Raw genomic sequence first — 16632 nt, forward strand, 5'->3', positions numbered from 1 at the left:
CGGATTGCCCGAGCGCGGCCGGTGTGAGACCTTGTCGCAATGACACTTGCGCGAGCTTTGCTGATCGGCGCTTTCCTGACCACGGCCGGTTGGGGGCAGTCCTCGATCGCGCAGAAGCGCAAAGCCGCACCGTCGATCGTCGCGCCGCCGCCGCCGTCCTGCCCGCCTGACACGGACCGCTACGCCGATTGGCTTGCGAAAAGCGCTCGGGCAACCAAGGATGTGGGGACCGCCGTCCCCGATGATGCCGTTCATGAGGTCCGGCAGGATCGGTTGCGTCAGGCAATCGCGCTGGCGGACACAGCCGAAATCGTCCCGCTATCCGATCGCGAAGTCGACGAACTTCTTCAGAACACACCCGCAATCGATCGGCGAAACGGACGGCCGTTCCTGATGCGCAACGTCGTTCCGGCCTTGCCCTCGAAGCTTGAGCTTGAGATCGTGTCGGTGCGGCTCGTCGGCTCCCGCCTGTGGATCAGCGGCGGCGTCATCGGCTGCGATGAGTTTCGCAAGGCGCCTGTCGTCATCTACCTGCCGACCTCACCGACGGGGGTCGACATCATGGCGAGCGAAATTTTTTGATCGGCTCGTCGTCGGTCGGCCCGTAACGGTCCGCCGGCAACGAAACGATCACGGATCGATGGCGCCCGCTTAGCCGACCGCCAGCAGCCGCTTTTCACCCGCCAGCCGCATCATCGCCTTTTGAAGCTTCTCGAACGCGCGGACCTCGATCTGGCGGACGCGCTCGCGCGACACGCCGTACACCTGCGAGAGCTCTTCCAGCGTCTTGGGATCGTCGGTCAGGCGGCGCTCGGTCAGGATGTGCTTCTCGCGGTCGTTGAGGTCGTCCATCGCCTCGACCAGCATCGTGTGGCGCACGTCCGCTTCCTGTGCCTCGGCGACGCGCTGGTCCTGGAGCGGTTCGTCGTCGGCGAGCCAGTCCTGCCACTGGCTTTCCGAATCCTCGCGCATCGGCACGTTGAGCGACGTGTCGCCGCCCATCGCCATGCGGCGGTTCATGCTGACGACCTCGTCCTCGGTGACGCCAAGGTCGGTGGCGATCTTGGCCACGTCCTCGGGCCGAAGGTCGCCGTCCTCGAACGCGTCGAGCTTGGCCTTCATCCGGCGCAGGTTGAAGAACAGCTTCTTCTGCGCCGCGGTGGTGCCCATCTTCACGAGACTCCACGAGCGCAGGATGAACTCCTGGATGCTCGCGCGAATCCACCACATCGCATAGGTGGCGAGGCGGAAGCCGCGATCGGCCTCGAACTTCTTCACCCCCTGCATCAGGCCGATATTGCCCTCGCTGATGAGCTCGCTGACCGGCAGGCCATAGCCACGATAGCCCATCGCGATCTTGGCCACGAGGCGCAGGTGGCTGGTGACGAGCTGTGCCGCCGCCTCCGGGTCCTGATGATCCTGGAACCGCTTGGCGAGCATGTATTCCTGCTCGGGGCTCAGGATCGGGAATTTCTTGATCTCGGACAGGTAGCGGTTGAGGCTCGCCTCGCCGCCGAGCGCGGGGATCGTCGCAGGGACGTTGCTGCCGCTTGCCATGACCAAATCTCCCTAATTGATTCGCACTATCGCAGCCGTGGGTGCACCGCGGCAATTCGGCCCTAAGGCTATACGACAAGCCGGTTGAACAGTTCCTGCATATCGTCCGGCATCGCGCTGTCGAACGACAGGGCGTGCCCCGTCACAGGATGGATGAACCCCAGGCGCGTGGCGTGCAACGCCTGCCTGCGGAAACCCAGTGTTTCGAGGATCGGACGGTGCACTGCCTTACTCCTGCCATACACCGGATCGCCGAGCAAGGGATGGCCGATCGAGGCCATATGGACGCGCACCTGATGCGTCCGGCCCGTCTCCAGCCGGCATTCGACCAGCGCCGCCTCGCGTAGCGGATCGAGCAGCCGCCAGTGGGTGATCGCGTGCCTGCCCGCCTCGCCGCCGACCACCGCCATCTTCTTGCGATCGGCGCTCGACCGGCCGAGCCGCGCCTCGACCCGGCCGCTGCCGGTCAGCGGTCGGCCCGCGACGATCGCAAGATAGCGGCGGTCGATGCTGTGCGCCTTGAACTGCCGCGCCAGCCCCTCGTGCGCGCGGTCGTGCTTGGCCGCCACGATGAGGCCCGACGTATCCTTGTCGATCCGGTGGACGATCCCCGGCCGCGCGACGCCGCCGATACCGGAAAGCTGCCCGGCGCAGTGGTGGAGCAGCGCGTTGACCATGGTGCCGTCGAGATTGCCCGCGGCGGGGTGGACGACCAGCCCGGCAGGCTTGTCGACGACGATCAGATGCTCGTCCTCATAGGCGATGGTCAGGTCGATCGCCTGCGCCTCGTTATGCGCGGGCTTGGGTTCGGGGACGTTGACCTGGAACTGCGCACCCGCGGTCGCCTTTCGCGCAGGATCGCGGACCGGGCCGGCATCGCCGACGACCGCGCCCGAGGCGATCAGCACCTTCAGCCGCTCGCGCGACAGCGTCGGCACCGCCTCGGCCAGTGCGCGATCGAGCCGCCAGCCGTCCGCGGCAGGCGAAATCGTCGCTTCGATGGTGGAAACCCCCCGGTCCATTCTTGTAGGGAAAGTGGGTGGCAGGTGTAACGATTTCAAGGGCGGCGGCGGCCGCGATGCTCGATGCGGCTGCCGCGGCGATGCCGTCGGAGGCGTGCGGTCTGCTGCTCGGCGCGGGCGACCGGATCGAGCGCGCGACGATCGCCGCCAACGTCGCCTCCGACCGCGCGCGGCGGTTCGAGATCGACCCCGCGCACCTGTTCGCCGCGCACCGCGCCGCGCGGGGCGGGGGAGGGACGATCCTCGGCTATTGGCATTCGCATCCCTCGGGTCTGGCCGAGCCGTCGGCGACCGATGCGGCGATGGCCGATCCCGATGGCCGTATCTGGGCGATCGTCGCGGGCCGGGGTATCCGATGGTTCCGCGCGGTGCCGCACGGCGCTCTCCACGGGCGCTTCGACCCGATCGAGGCGGTATTCGACCCCGACTGAAGCGCTTGCCTTGCGCGGTGTCGCGCGGGCGTGGCACAAGGCGTGCTGTCCAAGGGGAGCGTTTCGTTGTCGACCAGTCCCACCGAGTTTGCGAGCCTTCTCTGCTCGCGCCTGTGCCATGACCTCTTGAGCCCCGTGGGCGCGCTCAACAACGGGCTCGAACTGCTCGCCGACGAGCATGATCCGGAAATGCGCGCCCGCTGCCTCGAACTGCTTGCCGACAGCGCGCGGGCGTCGGCCAACAAGCTCAAATTCTTTCGCCTCGCCTTCGGCGCTGCCGGGGGTTTCGGCGAGATGGTCGACACGCGCGAGGCGAAGGCGGCGATCGAGGGGCTGTTCGTCGACAATCAGCGCCTGCAACTCGGCTGGATGATCGAGGCGGGGCAGTTGCCCAAGCCCGCGATCAAGGTGTTGCTCAACCTCGCGCTCATCGCCGGCGACGCCCTGGTGCGCGGCGGGCGTCTCGACATCGGCGCCGAGGGCGATGGCGAGCGGGTCGAGATCGTCGTGCGCGCCGACGGGCCGCGCATCGTCCTCGACCCCGAACTGCGCCGCGCGCTGGAGGGGGAGCATCTGCCCGACGGCCTCACCCCGCGGTCGGCGGCGGCGCACCTCGTCCACAGCCTCGTCACCGAAAGCGGCGGCTCGCTTCAGGTCTCGCCCGCCGAGGCCGAGGTGCTGCTGTTCGGCGCGCATTTCGGGCAGGGCTAACCCCGTCTTAACCTGACGCGCGCCAAGGTCCCTCGCCGATCGTGCGGGGGACCATGGACGACCTGTTGCAGGAATTCATTGCGGAAACGCGCGAGACCGCCGAGGCGCTGGCCGGCGAGATCGTCGCGTGGGAAGCCGCGCCCGGCGATCGTGGCCGCCTCGACGGCATCTTCCGCTTCGTCCACACGGTGAAGGGAAGCTGCGGCTTCCTCGACCTGCCGCGGCTCGAGCGGCTTGCGCATGCGGCCGAGGATACGCTGGCGGCGGTCCGCGACGGCCGGCGCGTACCCGACCGCGCGATGGTCGATGCGGTGCTCGCGATCGTCGACCGTATTACCGAGATCGTCGACGCGATGGAGCGCGGCACCCCGCTCGACGACGGCGGCGAGGATCTGCTGATCGCCGCGCTCGACGGCAGCGCCGCGCCTCAGGCGGTCGAATCACTCGTTACCCCCGCCAGCCCCGTCGCCGCCCGCGCACCGATGCGCAGCGTGCGACTGGGCGTCGACCTGCTCGACCGGATGATGAGCGGCATGTCCGACATGGTGCTGGCGCGCAACGAGCTGGCCCGCCGCCTGCGCGCGGGCGATGTCGACCCGAGTGCGGAGGCGGCGCTGGAGCGGCTTTCCGCCACCGTTGCCGAGATGCGCGAGACCGTCACCCGCACGCGCATGCAGAAGATCGACGCGCTCTTCTCCGCGCTGCCGCGTCTCGTGCGCGATACCGCCGCGTCGGTGGGCAAGCGCATCGTCCTCGATATCGAGGGCAGCGACGTCGAGCTCGACCGCGAGATGATCGAGGTGATGCGCGATCCGCTGGTCCACATCATCCGCAATTCGATTGACCACGGGATCGAGGACGGCACTGCCCGCCTTGCCGCTGGCAAGCCGGAGGCGGGACGCCTCACCGTCTCCGCGCGTCAGGCGGGCAACCAGATCGTCGTCGAGGTCGTCGACGACGGCCGCGGGATCGATACCGATCGCGTTATCGCCAAGCTCGTCGCGAACGGCCGCGACGAACGATCGCTGCGCCAGCTGCCCGAGCGCGAGAAGCTCGCGCTGATCTTCGAGCCCGGCTTCAGCACCAAGGACGACGTGACCGCGATCTCCGGCCGCGGGGTCGGCATGGACGTGGTGCGCGCCGCGATCGACGGCATCGGCGGGCGGATCGAGCTCGATTCGACCCCCGGCCGCGGCCTTCGCCTTGCCATCCATGTGCCGCTCACCCTGTCGATCCTGTCGACGATCGTCGTCGCGGTCGGCGGCCAGCGGCTCGCCATCCCGCGCGGGGTGATCGAGGAGATCGTGTCCGTGCGCGCCGCGGGCGTCAGCGTCGATACGCTCGGCGGCCAGCCCGTCGCGATGGTGCGCGGGCGGCGGTTGCCGATGGTCACGCTGTCGTCACTGCTCGGCCTCGCGCCAGCGGATGCCGCGCCCAACATGCTGGTCATCGCCAATGTCGGGCCGGGGGCGCTGGTGATCGGCGTCGATGACGTGCTCGACCATGAGGAGCTGGTTATCAAGCCCGCTGCTCCCGCGGTGATGAGCGCGGGCGTCTATGCCGGCCAGGCGCTGCCCGACAGTGGGCGGCCGATGCTGCTCGTCGATTGCGCCGGTGTCGCGCACCGCGCCAATATCAGCTTCCGCCGGGAGGCGCCCGTCGCCACCGATACCGACGCCGAACAGGCGGCGCCGGGGATCGAGGTGCTGACCTTCCACGACCTGGACGGCGTGCTGCGCGCGCTGCCGCTCGCCGCGGTCGACCGGATCGAGACGATCGCCGCACATCAGCTCCACCGCGCGGGCGGTCGCCTGCGCCTGCATCTTGACGGCGTGCTGGTGCCGCTGGCTGCGCTCGGCGACCTGCCGGGTGGCAGCTTCGCCGCGCTTCGCCTGCGCGACGGCACGACCGAGATCGCCTATGCCATCGGCGAGGCGAGCGACATCGTCCGGCTGCCCGCCGAGCTTGCCGCCCCCGCCGCGCCCGGCGCGATCGCGGGCGTGGCGCTCTACGGCGACGAGCCGGTCGAACTGGTCGATCCGCTGTGGCTGTTTGCGGGTCATGCCGACGTCGCTGCGGCCGAGCACAAGCCGCTGGCGTTGCTGGACGAGGGGGAGGGCGGCTGGATGGCCATTTTCCTCGCGCCGATGCTGCGCGGGGCGGGCTGGCGCGTGGCCGCGCGGCTGAGTGAGGGGGAGCAGGCCGACGTGGTCATCCGCCTCGACGACGATGCCCCTGCCGCCGGCGATGCCGCGGTCGTCCGCCTCGTCACCGATCCCGCCGCTGCCCGGCGCGGCGATGCCATCCACCGCTATGACCGGGCGGGCCTGCTCGCCGCGGTCGGTGCCCGTCTGGAGCAACGCCGGTGAGCGAACTCTTTCTCGTGGCCGAAGTCGCCGGCCAGTCGATCGCCGTCGCCTCGCGCTCTGTCGAATCCGTCGTTGATCTGGGCGAGGTGACGCCGACGCCGCTGGCCGCGCGCCACGTCCTCGGCCTCGCGACGCTGCGCAGCCGGATCGTCACAGTGATCGACACCGCCGGCACGCTGACCGGCACGCCGTCGACCGGCCGCCCGCGCCGCGCCATCGTCTCGGCGATCGAGGGGCATCATTACGCATTCGTCGTCGACGCGCTCGACGATGTGGCGATGTTCGCAGCGCAGCCACTCGAATCGGGCGTCGCGTTGGCCGGCGCCTGGGCCGGGGCAACCTCCGGCCTGGTCGAGCAGGGGGGCACGAGCGCGCTCGTCGTCGATCTGTCCGCGCTCGTACCCGGCATCCAGGGATCGCGGGTCAATTAACGCGGCGCTTACGCTCGCCGTGCAAGGGTGGGCCATGTCGCGGAAAAACAAGGTAAGCGTTGCATGAAAAGCTGTCTGGTCGTCGACGATTCGAAGGTGATCCGCAAGGTCGCCCGCCACATCCTCGAGGGATTGTCCTTCGAGGTGCGCGAGGCGGCGGATGGCCGCGAGGCGCTCGACGCTTGCCTCGACAGTCCGCCCGATGTGGTGCTGCTCGACTGGAACATGCCGGTGATGAGCGGCATGGATTTCCTGCGCGCGCTGCGCGAGACGGCGATCCCCGACAAGCCCAAGGTCGTGTTTTGCACGACCGAGAACGGCATTGCCTATATCCGCGCCGCGATCGAGGCGGGGGCCGACGAATATGTCATGAAGCCCTTCGACCGCGAGACGCTCCAGTCGAAACTCCAGATCGTCGGCATGGCCTGACCCGGCGAATCGCGGTGGCGACCTCCCCGGCCATTCGGACAGTGAAGGCGGCCCGTCCGCGGGTGCTGATCGTCGACGATTCGATCGTCGCGCGCGCGGTGCTGCGCCGGATCATCGAGGGCGGCGGGCGCTGCGACGTCGTGGAAGCGGGGGATGCCCGCGGCGCGCTCGACCTGCTGGCGCGCGAGCGGGTCGACGTGATCCTCCTCGACATCGAGATGCCGGGCCAGAGCGGGCTGGCCGCGCTGCCCGAGATCCTGCGCGCGGGTGCCGGTGCGCGCGTTCTCATCGTTTCCTCGACCAGCGCGCCTGGGGCAGAGGCGAGCCTGCGCGCCCTCGCGCTCGGCGCGGCCGATACGCTGGTCAAGCCGAGCGCGGGCGTGCTCGCGGGCCAGTTCGCACAGGCGCTGGAAGAGCGGGTCGCCCGCCTCACCGACGATATTGCGCCGTCGGTGCGGCCGAGCGACGCCCCTGTCGCGATCGGTCCGCAGCGCGATCCGCCGCGCATCGTCGCGATCGGCGCCTCGACCGGCGGGATCCACGCGCTCGGCCGGTTCTTCGGTACGCTCGATGCGAGCTGCGACGCGCCGATCCTCATCACCCAGCATCTGCCGGCGTCCTTCATGCCCTATTTCGCCGCGCAGGTGAGCGCGATGGCTCGCCGCCCCTGCCTCGTCGCCGAGGATCGGATGCGGGTTCGGCACGGCCATGTCTATGTCGCGCCCGGCGACGCCCATCTTGTCTGCGCGCCGATGACCGATGGCCATGTCCTTCGCCTCGACCGCGCCAAGTCCGCCAGCGGCTGCATGCCGTCGGTCGATCCGATGTTCGACAGCGTCGCGCGCGTGTTCGGCGCCGATGCCTTTGCCGTGGTGCTGAGCGGCATGGGCCGCGACGGCGCGATCGGGGCCGAGCGGATCGTCGCGACCGGCGGCGCGCTGATCGCGCAGGATCAGGAAAGCTCAGTCGTCTGGGGAATGCCCGGCGCGGTCGTCGCCGCCGGCCTTGCCCGCGCCGCGCTGCCGCCCGAGGCGATTGGGCGAGCGCTCAACCAACGCTTCGGAGGTCGCCGATGACGCTGAGGCCGATGCCCGCCGCCGCGCCGCGCGTGGGCGCGACGGGAATCATCGCCGCGCTGCTCGAACAGCGGACGGGGCAGCAGCTTGCGCCGAACCGCTCGTGGCGGCTCGATGCGACGCTGAAACCGCTGCTGCGCGAGCGCGGGCTGGCCGATTTCGACGAGCTGGTCGGTGCGCTGCTCGGCGCGCGCGACCCCAGCCTCGCCGATGCGGTGGTCGAGGCGCTGCTCAATCAGGAGACGAGCTTCTTCCGCGATGCCGGCGTCCTCGAACAGGTGGTCGAGGCGGCGGCGGCGATGCCGAACGAGGGCGGGCGGCTGCGCATTTGGTCCGCCGGCTGCTCGACGGGGCAGGAGCCGCTGAGCCTCGCGATGCTGTTCGCCGAGCGCGGCGGCGACATGCCCGATATCCAGGCGACAGACGTGTCGAACGGCGCGCTCGTCCGTGCCCGCGCGGGCCGCTATTCGCAGTTCGAGGTGCAGCGCGGCCTGCCGATCCGGCGGCTGATGCAATGGTTCGATCCGGTGGGTGAGGATTGGGTGGCCAAGAGCGATCTGGTCGACCGCATCCGCTATCGCCGCCTCAACCTTGCCAGCGATCCCGTCCTGCCGGGCAGGTTCGACATCATCCTGTGCCGCAACGTGCTGCTCTATTTCAACGCGGGGATGCGCGCGAAGGTGCTCGATGCGCTATCCTGCGCGCTGCGGCCCGGTGGCCTGCTGGTGCTGGGCGCGGGGGAGACGGTGATCGGCCAGACCGACCGGCTGGAGCCCAGCCGCGACTGGCGCGGTTTCTACGCCATCGCCGAACCGGCACGCCGCACCGCCTGACGCCCCTTGCGTTGCCGGCGCGCGCGCCGCAATCAGGCGTCATGCAGCCGGTAGAGGCCCCATCGCCGAATTACGACGCGCGTGCGCTGCCGATCAGCATGATCGTGCTCCATTATACCGGCATGGAGACGGGCGAGGCCGCGCTCGCGCGCCTGCGCGATCCGGAGGCCAAGGTATCGGCACATTATCTGGTCGAGGAGGACGGCACCGTCTTCGCGCTGGTGGACGAGGACAAGCGCGCCTGGCACGCCGGCCGCTCGCACTGGCGGGGCGTCAAGGACGTCAATTCCGCCTCGATCGGGATCGAGATCGTCAATCCCGGCCACGAATTCGGCTATCGCGACTTTCCCGAGGCGCAGGTCCACGCGGTCATCCGCCTCGTCGCCGCGATCAAGGATCGCTATTCGATTACCCGCGGCAACGTCGTCGGCCATTCGGACATCGCCCCTACCCGCAAGAAGGACCCTGGCGAGCTGTTTCCGTGGTGGAGCCTCTCGCGCCTGCGCCTCGCGCTCCCGCGCCCGACCCGCGGTTTGATGGATCCGCACTGGAACGAGGCAAGCTTCCTCCTCGCGCTCGAACGCTTCGGCTATGACGTGAGCGAGCCGCGCGCCGCGATCCGTGCTTTCCAGCGCCGCTTCCGCCCCGAGATGATCGACGGCGAGATGGACGCGGAGTGCCGCATGATCCTGCTGGCGCTGCTGCTTCCCCAGCCGCAGGGGGATTAGCGGGAATCGGCCGCGTCGAAAAGCCTGCTGAGCCGACACATCGACCAGCCGAGCGCAGCCGAGGCGAGCGGAATGGCGACCAGCAGAGACAGGAATAGCGCCCGCTGCTTATCGCGGCACGCATCGATCTCGGCAGCGTCCCGCGCCTGACAGTCGCCGATCGCGACAACCGCCAGGACCGGAAGCCCGATCAGCAAGAGGCCGCCAACCCCGGCGATCCAGCCGACCACTCGGTGAAAGCGATCCTCCTCATTGCGCATGAAGATCAGGGTATCACATCGCTTCGAGACCGATACAGCCAATCATCGCCGGGCGTGCGGAGCGTGTCAGGCCTCCGCCATCACTTCCTTCACCAGGTCCTTGCGACTGAGCTTGCCAATCATCGTCTTGGGCAGCGCCAGCCGCACGACCACCTCGTCCACACGCTCGTGCTTGCCGAGCTGCGGATTGAGCCAGTCGCGGATCGCCTCGCCGGTCGCGTCGCTTTCCGCCTCCAGCGTGACGTAAGCGCGCGGTACCTCGCCGCGGTACGCGTCGGGCATGCCGATCACCAGCGCCTCGCGCACCGCGGGGTGATGATAGAGGATCGCCTCGATCTGGCTGGGGAACACCTTGAACCCGCCGACCGCAATCATGTCCTTCAGCCGGTCGACGATGCGGATGAAGCCGTCCGCGTCGATCGTGCCCACATCGCCGGTGCGCAGCCAGCGGGTGCCCGCGGCGTCGGTCACGAACACTTCCGCGTCGGCGTCGGGCCGCTGCCAGTAACCGCACATGATCTGCGGCCCGGCGATGACGATCTCGCCCGGCTCGCCGTCGGGGGCGGGGCGGGACGGGTCCTCCTTGTCCACCAGCGACACGCGCGTGGCGGCGAGCGGCTGGCCGATCGTACCCGCCTTGCCCTCCGCTTCGTAAGGGTTGGCGGAGACGACGCCCGAGCTTTCGGACAGGCCATAGCCCTCGATCAGCGTCGCGCCGGTCGCCGCCTCGAACTTCTCCTTCAATTCCGCGGGCAGCGGCGCACCACCCGAGATGCAGATGCGCAGGCTCGACAGATCGGTCTGCGCGAGCTTCGGATGGTCGAGCAGCGCGCGATACATCGTCGGCACGCCGGGCAGCGCGGTCGCCTTGGTCCGCTGGATCGCGGCCAGTACCTGCCCTGCGTCGAAGCGCGGCAGCAGGACGATCTCGCCCCCCGTCACCACCGTGCGATTGAGGACGCAGGTGTTGGCGAAGACGTGGAACATCGGCAGCGCGCCGAGGATGCGATCGGTCGTCTTGCCCATCTGCGGATCGAGCAGCGCCACCTGCCGCGCATTCGCCGACAGGTTCTGGTGGCTCAGCATCGCGCCCTTGGGCACGCCGGTCGTGCCGCCGGTATACTGGATGAGCGCAAGGTCGCGTTCGGGATCGAGCGGCGGGGTCGAGCACGCGCCCTTGTTAGCGATCAGCCTGGAAAAGGCGATGATCCGCGAGTCGGTGGGCTTTTCGGCGATCTCCTTGGCCTTGAACCAGCGATAGAGCACCGACTTGGTCGCGGGCAGCGCGCCGGCGACCGAGCCCACGACCAGCCGCTCGAGCGCCGACTTTTCCAGCACCTTGAGCGCGGTCGGCAGCAATGCCGTGGCCGAGAGGGTAAACAGCAGCCGCGTGCCCGAATCGGCGACCTGATGCGCCAGTTCGTCGACGGTGTAGAGCGGCGAGAAATTGACCGCCGTCGCGCCCAGCTTGAGGATGCCGTAATAGGCCGCGAGGTAATGCGGCACGTTGGGCAGGAACAGCCCGATCCGGTCGCCGGGGCCGTAGCCGAGCGCGGCAAGGCCGCAGGCGACGCGGTTGGCGCCGTCCAGCGTCTCGGCATAGCTGAACTTGCGCCCCAGGAAATCGATGAGCGGACGCGGGCCGTTCGCCGCGGCCGACGCCTCGAACAGCGCGATCATCGTCTCGGGCGGGAAGGGGCGGTCCCATTCGCCCGGATGGCGGTAATGCTGCCGCCAGACCTCTCCAGTTTCTGTCATTTACACGAGTGTAAGCAGGTTGACGTGCGCGTCAACCGGCTGCCCGGGCGGGAAATGATTTGTTTCAGCGCACCCGGCGCTCGGCCTGCCGGAACAGGATGCTGACGGCGATGGTGCCGATCTCGATCGCGGCCTCGGCGCGGGCGGGGCCGCTGTCCGGATCGGTGTCGAGCGACAGGCGCAGCTGCCCGATCGGCGGCTTCACCGCGATCAGGATCGCAAAGGCGAGGACGGAGAGGCCGAGGGCAAGGCGGCGGCGCTGCATCAGAAGGGTCGGCTCCGTCGGATCGTTTCGCCGCGGGTATAGCGCGTTCAGGCGACGGCGGCGAGCCCTTCGACGATCCTTGCACGATCGCGGCCGCCGGCTTTCGCTTCGAACAGCGCGCGGTCGGCGCTCTGATACAACCGCTTCCAGTCGATGTCGGTGGCGAGCGGCCCCATGCACGCGCCGACGCTGGCGGTAACGGCATAGTCGAACGGCATCCGCGTTGCGCGCAGCCGCGCGAGCAGCGCGCGCGGATCGATCGGCGTGGCGGCGTCCGCGACCAGCGCGAACTCCTCGCCGCCCAGCCGCGCGACCAGCGTGCCCTCCGGCACCCCGGTTCGCAGCACACGCGCCACGACGCGCAGCACCTCGTCGCCGCCGTCATGGCCGAGGGTTTCGTTGACCTGCTTGAAATGGTCGATGTCGAGGAGGAGCAATTGCTGGCGCCCCTCGCGCCCGATCGCGTGGTTCAGGAACGCGCGGCGATTGAGCAGCGCGGTGAGCGGATCGGTGGCGGCCAGCAGCCGGTCGACCGCCGCCTGTTCGACCGCGCGGTCGCGCTCCGCCGACAACAGGCGGATGCGATAGGCGATGGCAAGGCTCGACAGCAGCGCTTCCACCGCCATCGCGATCAGCGTCGAATTGTCGAGCCAGAAGTTCCAGGCAACGAGGTTCATCGCCTGTCCGATCCGCATCGCGGCCATCGCGATTGGCGTCGCCCAGGCGAGCGAGAACATCCAGATGAACTGGCTCTTCTTCGCGAACGCCTGCCACACGATCGCGGGGATGACCGCGATCAGCGAACCGCAGGTGATCGAGAAGGCGAGGTCGAGCTCCACCATCCAGCGATGGGCGAACAGCGCCACGCCGATGCCGACCGCGAACATCGCGACGACGACCGCATCGACGACGCGCCCCAGCCCACCCTCGAACACCCGCGCCTCGAAATAGGTGCGCGCGAACAAGAGCGCGGCGCCCGCGGAGGCCGACAGCATCATGTAGTTGATGCGCAGCCGGTTGTTGTTGTCGATCCCCGGCGCCAGCCATGCCAACAGCCCCGAACTGGACAGCGCGTAGGACAGAAGCAGCGCCAGCATCAGGCAATAGGCGAGCTGAAACGGGTGCTTCAGCGCGCGCCACAGCGCGAAATTGAAGATCAGCAGCGCGATCGCCAGCCCGGCAAAGGCGGCATAGAGCGTGCCCATGTAGAGGTTCGAGCGGTCGCTCTCGCGCTCGCTGACGATCTGGACGCCGTTGATGACCCCGCGGCGATTGCCCGCGCCCTCGATCCGCCAGACGATGCGGACCACCGGCGATGGATCGGCGGGGATCGCGAACTCGATAATCGCGCCGAGCTGGACATGGCGGGTCAGGTCGCGGGTGTCGGCGACGATCCAGTCGATCCGCCCGCTGGCATGGACGATGCCGATCGTCTGCCGCGCCTGCCACATGCTCGCGTTGCGAAGCCGCATGCGCCCGTCGGCGACCGGGATGTCGAGCGGCCCGGTCGCCGCCCAGAAATTGCCCGCGCCGTATCGCGTCTGCCGCCCCTGGCAATCGAGCGGAATACGGCCGGCGAGCAGGTCGCCCAGCGTTTCGCCCGGCCGGACGGGGGCAAGACAGATGCGCAGTGCCGGGCCGCTCAGCCCGACCTGCGCCGTGGCCGCAGCCGGCCACCAAGCCGCCAGCGCACAGAGCAGCGCCGCAAGCCAGATTCTCCCGCACCCCATGCCGACACCATGGCAGCGGGTAATAAACGTGACGTAAACGTAACTTTGTTGCTCAGCCGAGCAGGCGCGCCCGTGCCGCGGCATATTCGGCAGCGAGGCGGTCGACGCGGTCCGCCACGGTCTCGACCGCCCGCACGGCGCCGATCCCCTGGCCCGAGCCCCAGATATCGCGCCACGCCTTGGCCCCGCCGCCCGAGCCGAAGTTCATCTTGCTCGGATCGCTCTCGGGAAGATTGTCGGGATCGAGACCCGCGGCGACGATCGATTGCTTGAGATAGTTGCCGTGCACCCCCGTGAAGAGGTTGGTGTAGACGATATCGTCGGCGCGGCCCTCGACGATCCCCTGCTTGTACGCAGGGTCGGCATTCGCCTCGACCGTGGCGATGAAGGGCGATCCGATATAGGCAAGGTCCGCGCCCGCCGCCTGTGCGCCCAGCACCGCACCGCCATTGGCGATTGCGCCGGACAACAGCACCGGCCCGTCGAACCAGTCGCGCACTTCCTGCACGAAGGCGAAGGGATTGAGGCGCCCGGCATGGCCGCCTGCGCCGGTCGTCACGAGGATCAGGCCGTCGGCGCCCTTTTCCACCGCCTTGTGCGCGAAGCGGTCATCGATCACGTCGTGCAGCGTGATGCCGCCCCAGCCATGAACCGCGGTGTTGAGTTCCTCACGCGCGCCCAATGAGGTGATGACGATCGGCACCCGCCATTTCGCACAGGTTTCGAGGTCCGCTTCCAGCCGGTCGTTCGACTTGTGGACGATCTGATTGACCGCGAAGGGCGCGGATGGCCGGTCGGGGTTCTCACGGTCCCAGGCGGCGAGTTCTTCGGTGATGCGGTGCATCCACTCGTCGAGCAGGCTCTGCGGCCGCGCGTTGAGCGCCGGGAAAGAGCCGACGATCCCCGCCTTGCACTGGGCGATGACCAGCTCCGGGCCGGAGACGATGAACATGGGGCTTGCCACGATCGGCAGCCGCAGACGGTCGAAGAGAGGAGGAAGCGCCATGAACCGTTTCATAGCGCAACCGATATGGCTGTCCAGCCGTGTCCGGTCAGCGCGCGGCGAGCATCTCGAGCATCGGGCCGTGCGCGCCCATCGCCATCGCCATCGCGACCGTGGCGAGCAGCAGCGCCAGCACCGACGACATCGACAACAGGCCCCAGCCCATGGCCGTGACGACCGCCGGATTCGGCCGCGCCTCACGCTGATTCCGGCTCGCGATCATCAGCACCAGGCCCGCGCACAGCCCGTACAGAAAAACGGCAATTTCAAGCATCATCGATCTGGCCCCGCCCCCGCGTGGTTTCGCCCCGTCGATATTCGCAAATGGTTAACGCTTCAACCTCGCGCGCCGCGTTTCGCCGCACCGCGGCGATGGTTCGTCACGTCCGGCGCGCGAGCGGCAGGAGGATGCCGGTCAGGATCATTGCCATCCCGACTGCGTGATAGGCGTAGAGCGGCTCGCCCAACAGCAGCGCGGCGAGCAGCGCCCCGAACAGCGGCAGCAGCGCGATCGTCCGCCCCGCGCTTGCCGGGCCGATCGCCATGACCGCGCGGTTGTAGAGCGCATAGGCGATCGTCGAGGGAAAGATCGCCACATAGGCGACGCCCGCGAATGCCCGCGGGCCGGGGCGGATGCCGTGGCCTTGCGCCCATTCGGTCGCGGCGGCGGGCAGCATCGCCGCGACGCCGATCGCGAAGGTGACAGCAAGGAAACTTGCCGGCGCGATCGCCGGGCGTTTGCGCAGCAGCGAGGTGTAGAGTGCCCAGACGACTACGCTGGCCAGGATCAGCGCATCGCCGGGATTGAGGCGAAAGGCGATCAGCGTCGCCCAATCGGCGCGAAAGACGATCAGCGCGACGCCCAGGCTGCCGACCACCACCGCGGCCACCTCGATCCCGCGCGCGCGAATGCCGAAGCCCAGCCGGTCGACGACCAGCACCGCGGCGGGCACCGCGGCCTGTAGCAACAGGGCGTTGCTCGCGGTGGTCGCGGCAAGCCCCGAATAGAGGAGCGCGTTGAACGCCGCGATCCCGAGCAGGCCGAGCAGCAGCAGGATGCGCCAATTGGCGGCGATGACCGCCCGGTCGCGCGACAGCGATCGCCACGCGAAGGGCAGCACGATCGCGAGCGCACCGCTCCAGCGCATCAGCGCAAGCGTGAGCGGCGCGACATCCTCGCGAATCGCACGCCCGACGATCGAGTTGCCGGCCCACAGCAGCATGACGAGCCCCAGCATCGCGTAGGCGCGGATCGGTGAGAAGGCGGGGGCGGGGCGATCCATCGCGCGCGTCTTGGGCGCGCACGGCCGGCGATGCAATGCGCGGCGGGCCGGGGCGCCCTGTCGACAAGCCGCCCGACAGGCGTTAGCTTGGGCGCAAAGATGCGGTCGCAACTCCCAGATCCCCAGCAGACGATGCAGCGGCTTCGCGTCGCCCTGACCGGGCTGGCGGCGGTCGTGCTGCTGATCGGCATCGCCGGTGCGATCTTCAGCGCCGTGGATCGCGATGCCCCGGTCGAGGCGGCGGGCGCCGCCCGGCCCGAAGTGGTCGCCAACTTGACCGGCGCCCTGCCGAGCCCTGCCGCCGAGGCCGCCGTCGTCGACGAGCCGCTCGCCGAACTGGGCGTCGCGCCGAGCAAGTCGGCAGCCGAGCCGGTCAACGTGACCGTCGTCGAGCAGCCGCCGAATCCCGGCGCGCCCAAGCCTTAAGCCGAAAACAAAGAAGAAGCGGGATCCCGGATCAAGTCCGGGGTGACGTGTTTTGTTGGAGGCATAACCTACCCACGCACGTCATCCCGGCCTTGAGCCGGGATCCCGCTCCGTCCTGCTCTTCTCCGTTCCCCCTCCCTCGCGCCGATCTCGATCAGCAATGTCGATCAATGGAAGCTTTGGCTGAACTTGGGCGGAACAAACCACAAACATGTAGATCAGTGGGGAAAATTGGGGTCAAGTGGGGGTTATTGGATTGAACGCGAACGGCCGCTCTGTTACCAACATCGCAGGGGGCACACTCCTTTTTGTCGTTCGGA

Annotated in this window: 19 protein-coding genes; 10 read left to right on the top strand and 9 right to left on the bottom strand. The window is 68.8% G+C overall.

Features of this window, described 5'->3' with window-relative positions; translation table 11 throughout:
* The first annotated feature begins 39 nt into the window (after positions 1-39).
* Positions 40-582, top strand: coding sequence for a hypothetical protein (locus FHR19_RS04430; protein ID WP_184024853.1), 543 nt, complete (start codon positions 40-42; stop codon positions 580-582).
* Between the two features lie 69 nt (positions 583-651).
* Here FHR19_RS04430 and rpoH read toward each other — a convergent pair whose 3' ends face one another.
* Both rpoH and FHR19_RS04440 read right to left on the bottom strand, forming a co-directional pair.
* Positions 652-1557, bottom strand: a complete 906-nt coding sequence (gene rpoH / locus FHR19_RS04435) for an RNA polymerase sigma factor RpoH (RefSeq protein WP_184024856.1) — start codon at positions 1555-1557, stop codon at positions 652-654.
* A gap of 68 nt (positions 1558-1625) precedes the next feature.
* Positions 1626-2579: an RluA family pseudouridine synthase gene (locus tag FHR19_RS04440; protein ID WP_184024858.1), complete on the bottom strand. Its 954-nt coding sequence runs from the start codon at positions 2577-2579 to the stop codon at positions 1626-1628.
* A gap of 17 nt (positions 2580-2596) precedes the next feature.
* On the opposite strand from FHR19_RS04440, the gene FHR19_RS04445 reads away from it, so the two are divergent.
* The 8 genes from FHR19_RS04445 to FHR19_RS04480 all read left to right on the top strand — a co-directional run bounded on the left by FHR19_RS04445 (position 2597) and on the right by FHR19_RS04480 (position 9587).
* On the top strand, positions 2597-3010 hold the full coding sequence (locus tag FHR19_RS04445) for a M67 family metallopeptidase (protein WP_343053155.1): 414 nt from the start codon (positions 2597-2599) through the stop codon (positions 3008-3010).
* A gap of 66 nt (positions 3011-3076) precedes the next feature.
* Positions 3077-3721 carry a histidine phosphotransferase family protein gene (locus FHR19_RS04450; protein ID WP_184024860.1) on the top strand — a complete coding sequence of 215 codons (645 nt, stop codon included), beginning with the start codon at positions 3077-3079 and terminating at the stop codon, positions 3719-3721.
* A 53-nt stretch (positions 3722-3774) separates the two neighbouring features.
* Positions 3775-6090: a chemotaxis protein CheA gene (locus FHR19_RS04455; protein ID WP_184024862.1), complete on the top strand. Its 2316-nt coding sequence runs from the start codon at positions 3775-3777 to the stop codon at positions 6088-6090.
* Positions 6087-6521, top strand: a complete 435-nt coding sequence (locus tag FHR19_RS04460) for a chemotaxis protein CheW (RefSeq protein WP_184024865.1) — start codon at positions 6087-6089, stop codon at positions 6519-6521. Before FHR19_RS04455 ends, FHR19_RS04460 begins: the two co-directional genes overlap by 4 nt.
* 63 nt (positions 6522-6584) lie before the next feature.
* Positions 6585-6950, top strand: coding sequence for a response regulator (locus FHR19_RS04465; protein WP_184024867.1), 366 nt, complete (start codon positions 6585-6587; stop codon positions 6948-6950).
* Between the two features lie 62 nt (positions 6951-7012).
* A complete protein-coding gene (locus FHR19_RS04470) occupies positions 7013-8026 on the top strand; it encodes a chemotaxis protein CheB (RefSeq protein WP_184025883.1) in 1014 nt (337 codons plus the stop codon).
* Positions 8023-8859 carry a CheR family methyltransferase gene (locus tag FHR19_RS04475; protein WP_246359278.1) on the top strand — a complete coding sequence of 279 codons (837 nt, stop codon included), beginning with the start codon at positions 8023-8025 and terminating at the stop codon, positions 8857-8859. The genes FHR19_RS04470 and FHR19_RS04475 overlap by 4 nt, the downstream gene beginning before the upstream one ends.
* Positions 8860-8900: 41 nt before the next feature.
* Entirely contained in the window at positions 8901-9587 is a 687-nt protein-coding gene (locus FHR19_RS04480; RefSeq protein WP_184024869.1) for an N-acetylmuramoyl-L-alanine amidase, read from the top strand.
* Here the strand turns inward: FHR19_RS04480 and FHR19_RS04485 are convergent.
* The 7 genes from FHR19_RS04485 to FHR19_RS04515 all read right to left on the bottom strand — a co-directional run bounded on the left by FHR19_RS04485 (position 9584) and on the right by FHR19_RS04515 (position 15886).
* The gene (locus FHR19_RS04485; protein ID WP_184024871.1) at positions 9584-9847 is read right to left on the bottom strand and encodes a hypothetical protein; all 264 of its coding nucleotides are present in this window, start codon (positions 9845-9847) and stop codon (positions 9584-9586) included. The genes FHR19_RS04480 and FHR19_RS04485 overlap by 4 nt on opposite strands.
* Positions 9848-9913: 66 nt before the next feature.
* Entirely contained in the window at positions 9914-11605 is a 1692-nt protein-coding gene (locus FHR19_RS04490) for a long-chain-fatty-acid--CoA ligase (protein ID WP_246359279.1), read from the bottom strand.
* Between the two features lie 64 nt (positions 11606-11669).
* Positions 11670-11870, bottom strand: coding sequence for a hypothetical protein (locus tag FHR19_RS04495; RefSeq protein WP_184024872.1), 201 nt, complete (start codon positions 11868-11870; stop codon positions 11670-11672).
* A 47-nt stretch (positions 11871-11917) separates the two neighbouring features.
* On the bottom strand, positions 11918-13600 hold the full coding sequence (locus FHR19_RS04500) for a GGDEF domain-containing protein (RefSeq protein ID WP_184024874.1): 1683 nt from the start codon (positions 13598-13600) through the stop codon (positions 11918-11920).
* A 52-nt stretch (positions 13601-13652) separates the two neighbouring features.
* Entirely contained in the window at positions 13653-14606 is a 954-nt protein-coding gene (locus tag FHR19_RS04505; RefSeq protein ID WP_184024876.1) for an NAD(P)H-dependent flavin oxidoreductase, read from the bottom strand.
* A gap of 46 nt (positions 14607-14652) precedes the next feature.
* Positions 14653-14877, bottom strand: a complete 225-nt coding sequence (locus FHR19_RS04510) for a hypothetical protein (RefSeq protein ID WP_184024877.1) — start codon at positions 14875-14877, stop codon at positions 14653-14655.
* Positions 14878-14983: 106 nt separating this feature from the next.
* Positions 14984-15886 (bottom strand): DMT family transporter, encoded by a 903-nt coding sequence (locus FHR19_RS04515; RefSeq protein ID WP_184024880.1) that lies wholly within the window; start codon positions 15884-15886, stop codon positions 14984-14986.
* 132 nt (positions 15887-16018) lie between these two features.
* On the opposite strand from FHR19_RS04515, the gene FHR19_RS04520 reads away from it, so the two are divergent.
* Entirely contained in the window at positions 16019-16312 is a 294-nt protein-coding gene (locus FHR19_RS04520; protein ID WP_184024882.1) for a hypothetical protein, read from the top strand.
* Positions 16313-16632: the final 320 nt, after the last annotated feature.

The sequence above is a fragment of the Sphingomonas yantingensis genome (genome assembly GCF_014199325.1).
Classification (GTDB): Bacteria; Pseudomonadota; Alphaproteobacteria; order Sphingomonadales; family Sphingomonadaceae; genus Sphingomonas; species Sphingomonas yantingensis.

What these genes read in the sequence shown, in the direction of transcription:
- FHR19_RS04430 (WP_184024853.1), top strand. Translation starts at nt 40, where the DNA reads ATGACACTTGCGCGAGCTTTGCTGATCGGCGCTTTCCTGACCACGGCC.
- rpoH (WP_184024856.1), bottom strand. Translation starts at nt 1,557, where the DNA reads ATGGCAAGCGGCAGCAACGTCCCTGCGACGATCCCCGCGCTCGGCGGC.
- FHR19_RS04440 (WP_184024858.1), bottom strand. Translation starts at nt 2,579, where the DNA reads ATGGACCGGGGGGTTTCCACCATCGAAGCGACGATTTCGCCTGCCGCG.
- FHR19_RS04455 (WP_184024862.1), top strand. Translation starts at nt 3,775, where the DNA reads ATGGACGACCTGTTGCAGGAATTCATTGCGGAAACGCGCGAGACCGCC.
- FHR19_RS04465 (WP_184024867.1), top strand. Translation starts at nt 6,585, where the DNA reads ATGAAAAGCTGTCTGGTCGTCGACGATTCGAAGGTGATCCGCAAGGTC.
- FHR19_RS04475 (WP_246359278.1), top strand. Translation starts at nt 8,023, where the DNA reads ATGACGCTGAGGCCGATGCCCGCCGCCGCGCCGCGCGTGGGCGCGACG.
- FHR19_RS04480 (WP_184024869.1), top strand. Translation starts at nt 8,901, where the DNA reads ATGCAGCCGGTAGAGGCCCCATCGCCGAATTACGACGCGCGTGCGCTG.
- FHR19_RS04485 (WP_184024871.1), bottom strand. Translation starts at nt 9,847, where the DNA reads ATGCGCAATGAGGAGGATCGCTTTCACCGAGTGGTCGGCTGGATCGCC.
- FHR19_RS04490 (WP_246359279.1), bottom strand. Translation starts at nt 11,605, where the DNA reads ATGACAGAAACTGGAGAGGTCTGGCGGCAGCATTACCGCCATCCGGGC.
- FHR19_RS04495 (WP_184024872.1), bottom strand. Translation starts at nt 11,870, where the DNA reads ATGCAGCGCCGCCGCCTTGCCCTCGGCCTCTCCGTCCTCGCCTTTGCG.
- FHR19_RS04500 (WP_184024874.1), bottom strand. Translation starts at nt 13,600, where the DNA reads ATGGGGTGCGGGAGAATCTGGCTTGCGGCGCTGCTCTGTGCGCTGGCG.
- FHR19_RS04505 (WP_184024876.1), bottom strand. Translation starts at nt 14,606, where the DNA reads ATGGCGCTTCCTCCTCTCTTCGACCGTCTGCGGCTGCCGATCGTGGCA.
- FHR19_RS04510 (WP_184024877.1), bottom strand. Translation starts at nt 14,877, where the DNA reads ATGCTTGAAATTGCCGTTTTTCTGTACGGGCTGTGCGCGGGCCTGGTG.
- FHR19_RS04515 (WP_184024880.1), bottom strand. Translation starts at nt 15,886, where the DNA reads ATGGATCGCCCCGCCCCCGCCTTCTCACCGATCCGCGCCTACGCGATG.
- FHR19_RS04520 (WP_184024882.1), top strand. Translation starts at nt 16,019, where the DNA reads ATGCAGCGGCTTCGCGTCGCCCTGACCGGGCTGGCGGCGGTCGTGCTG.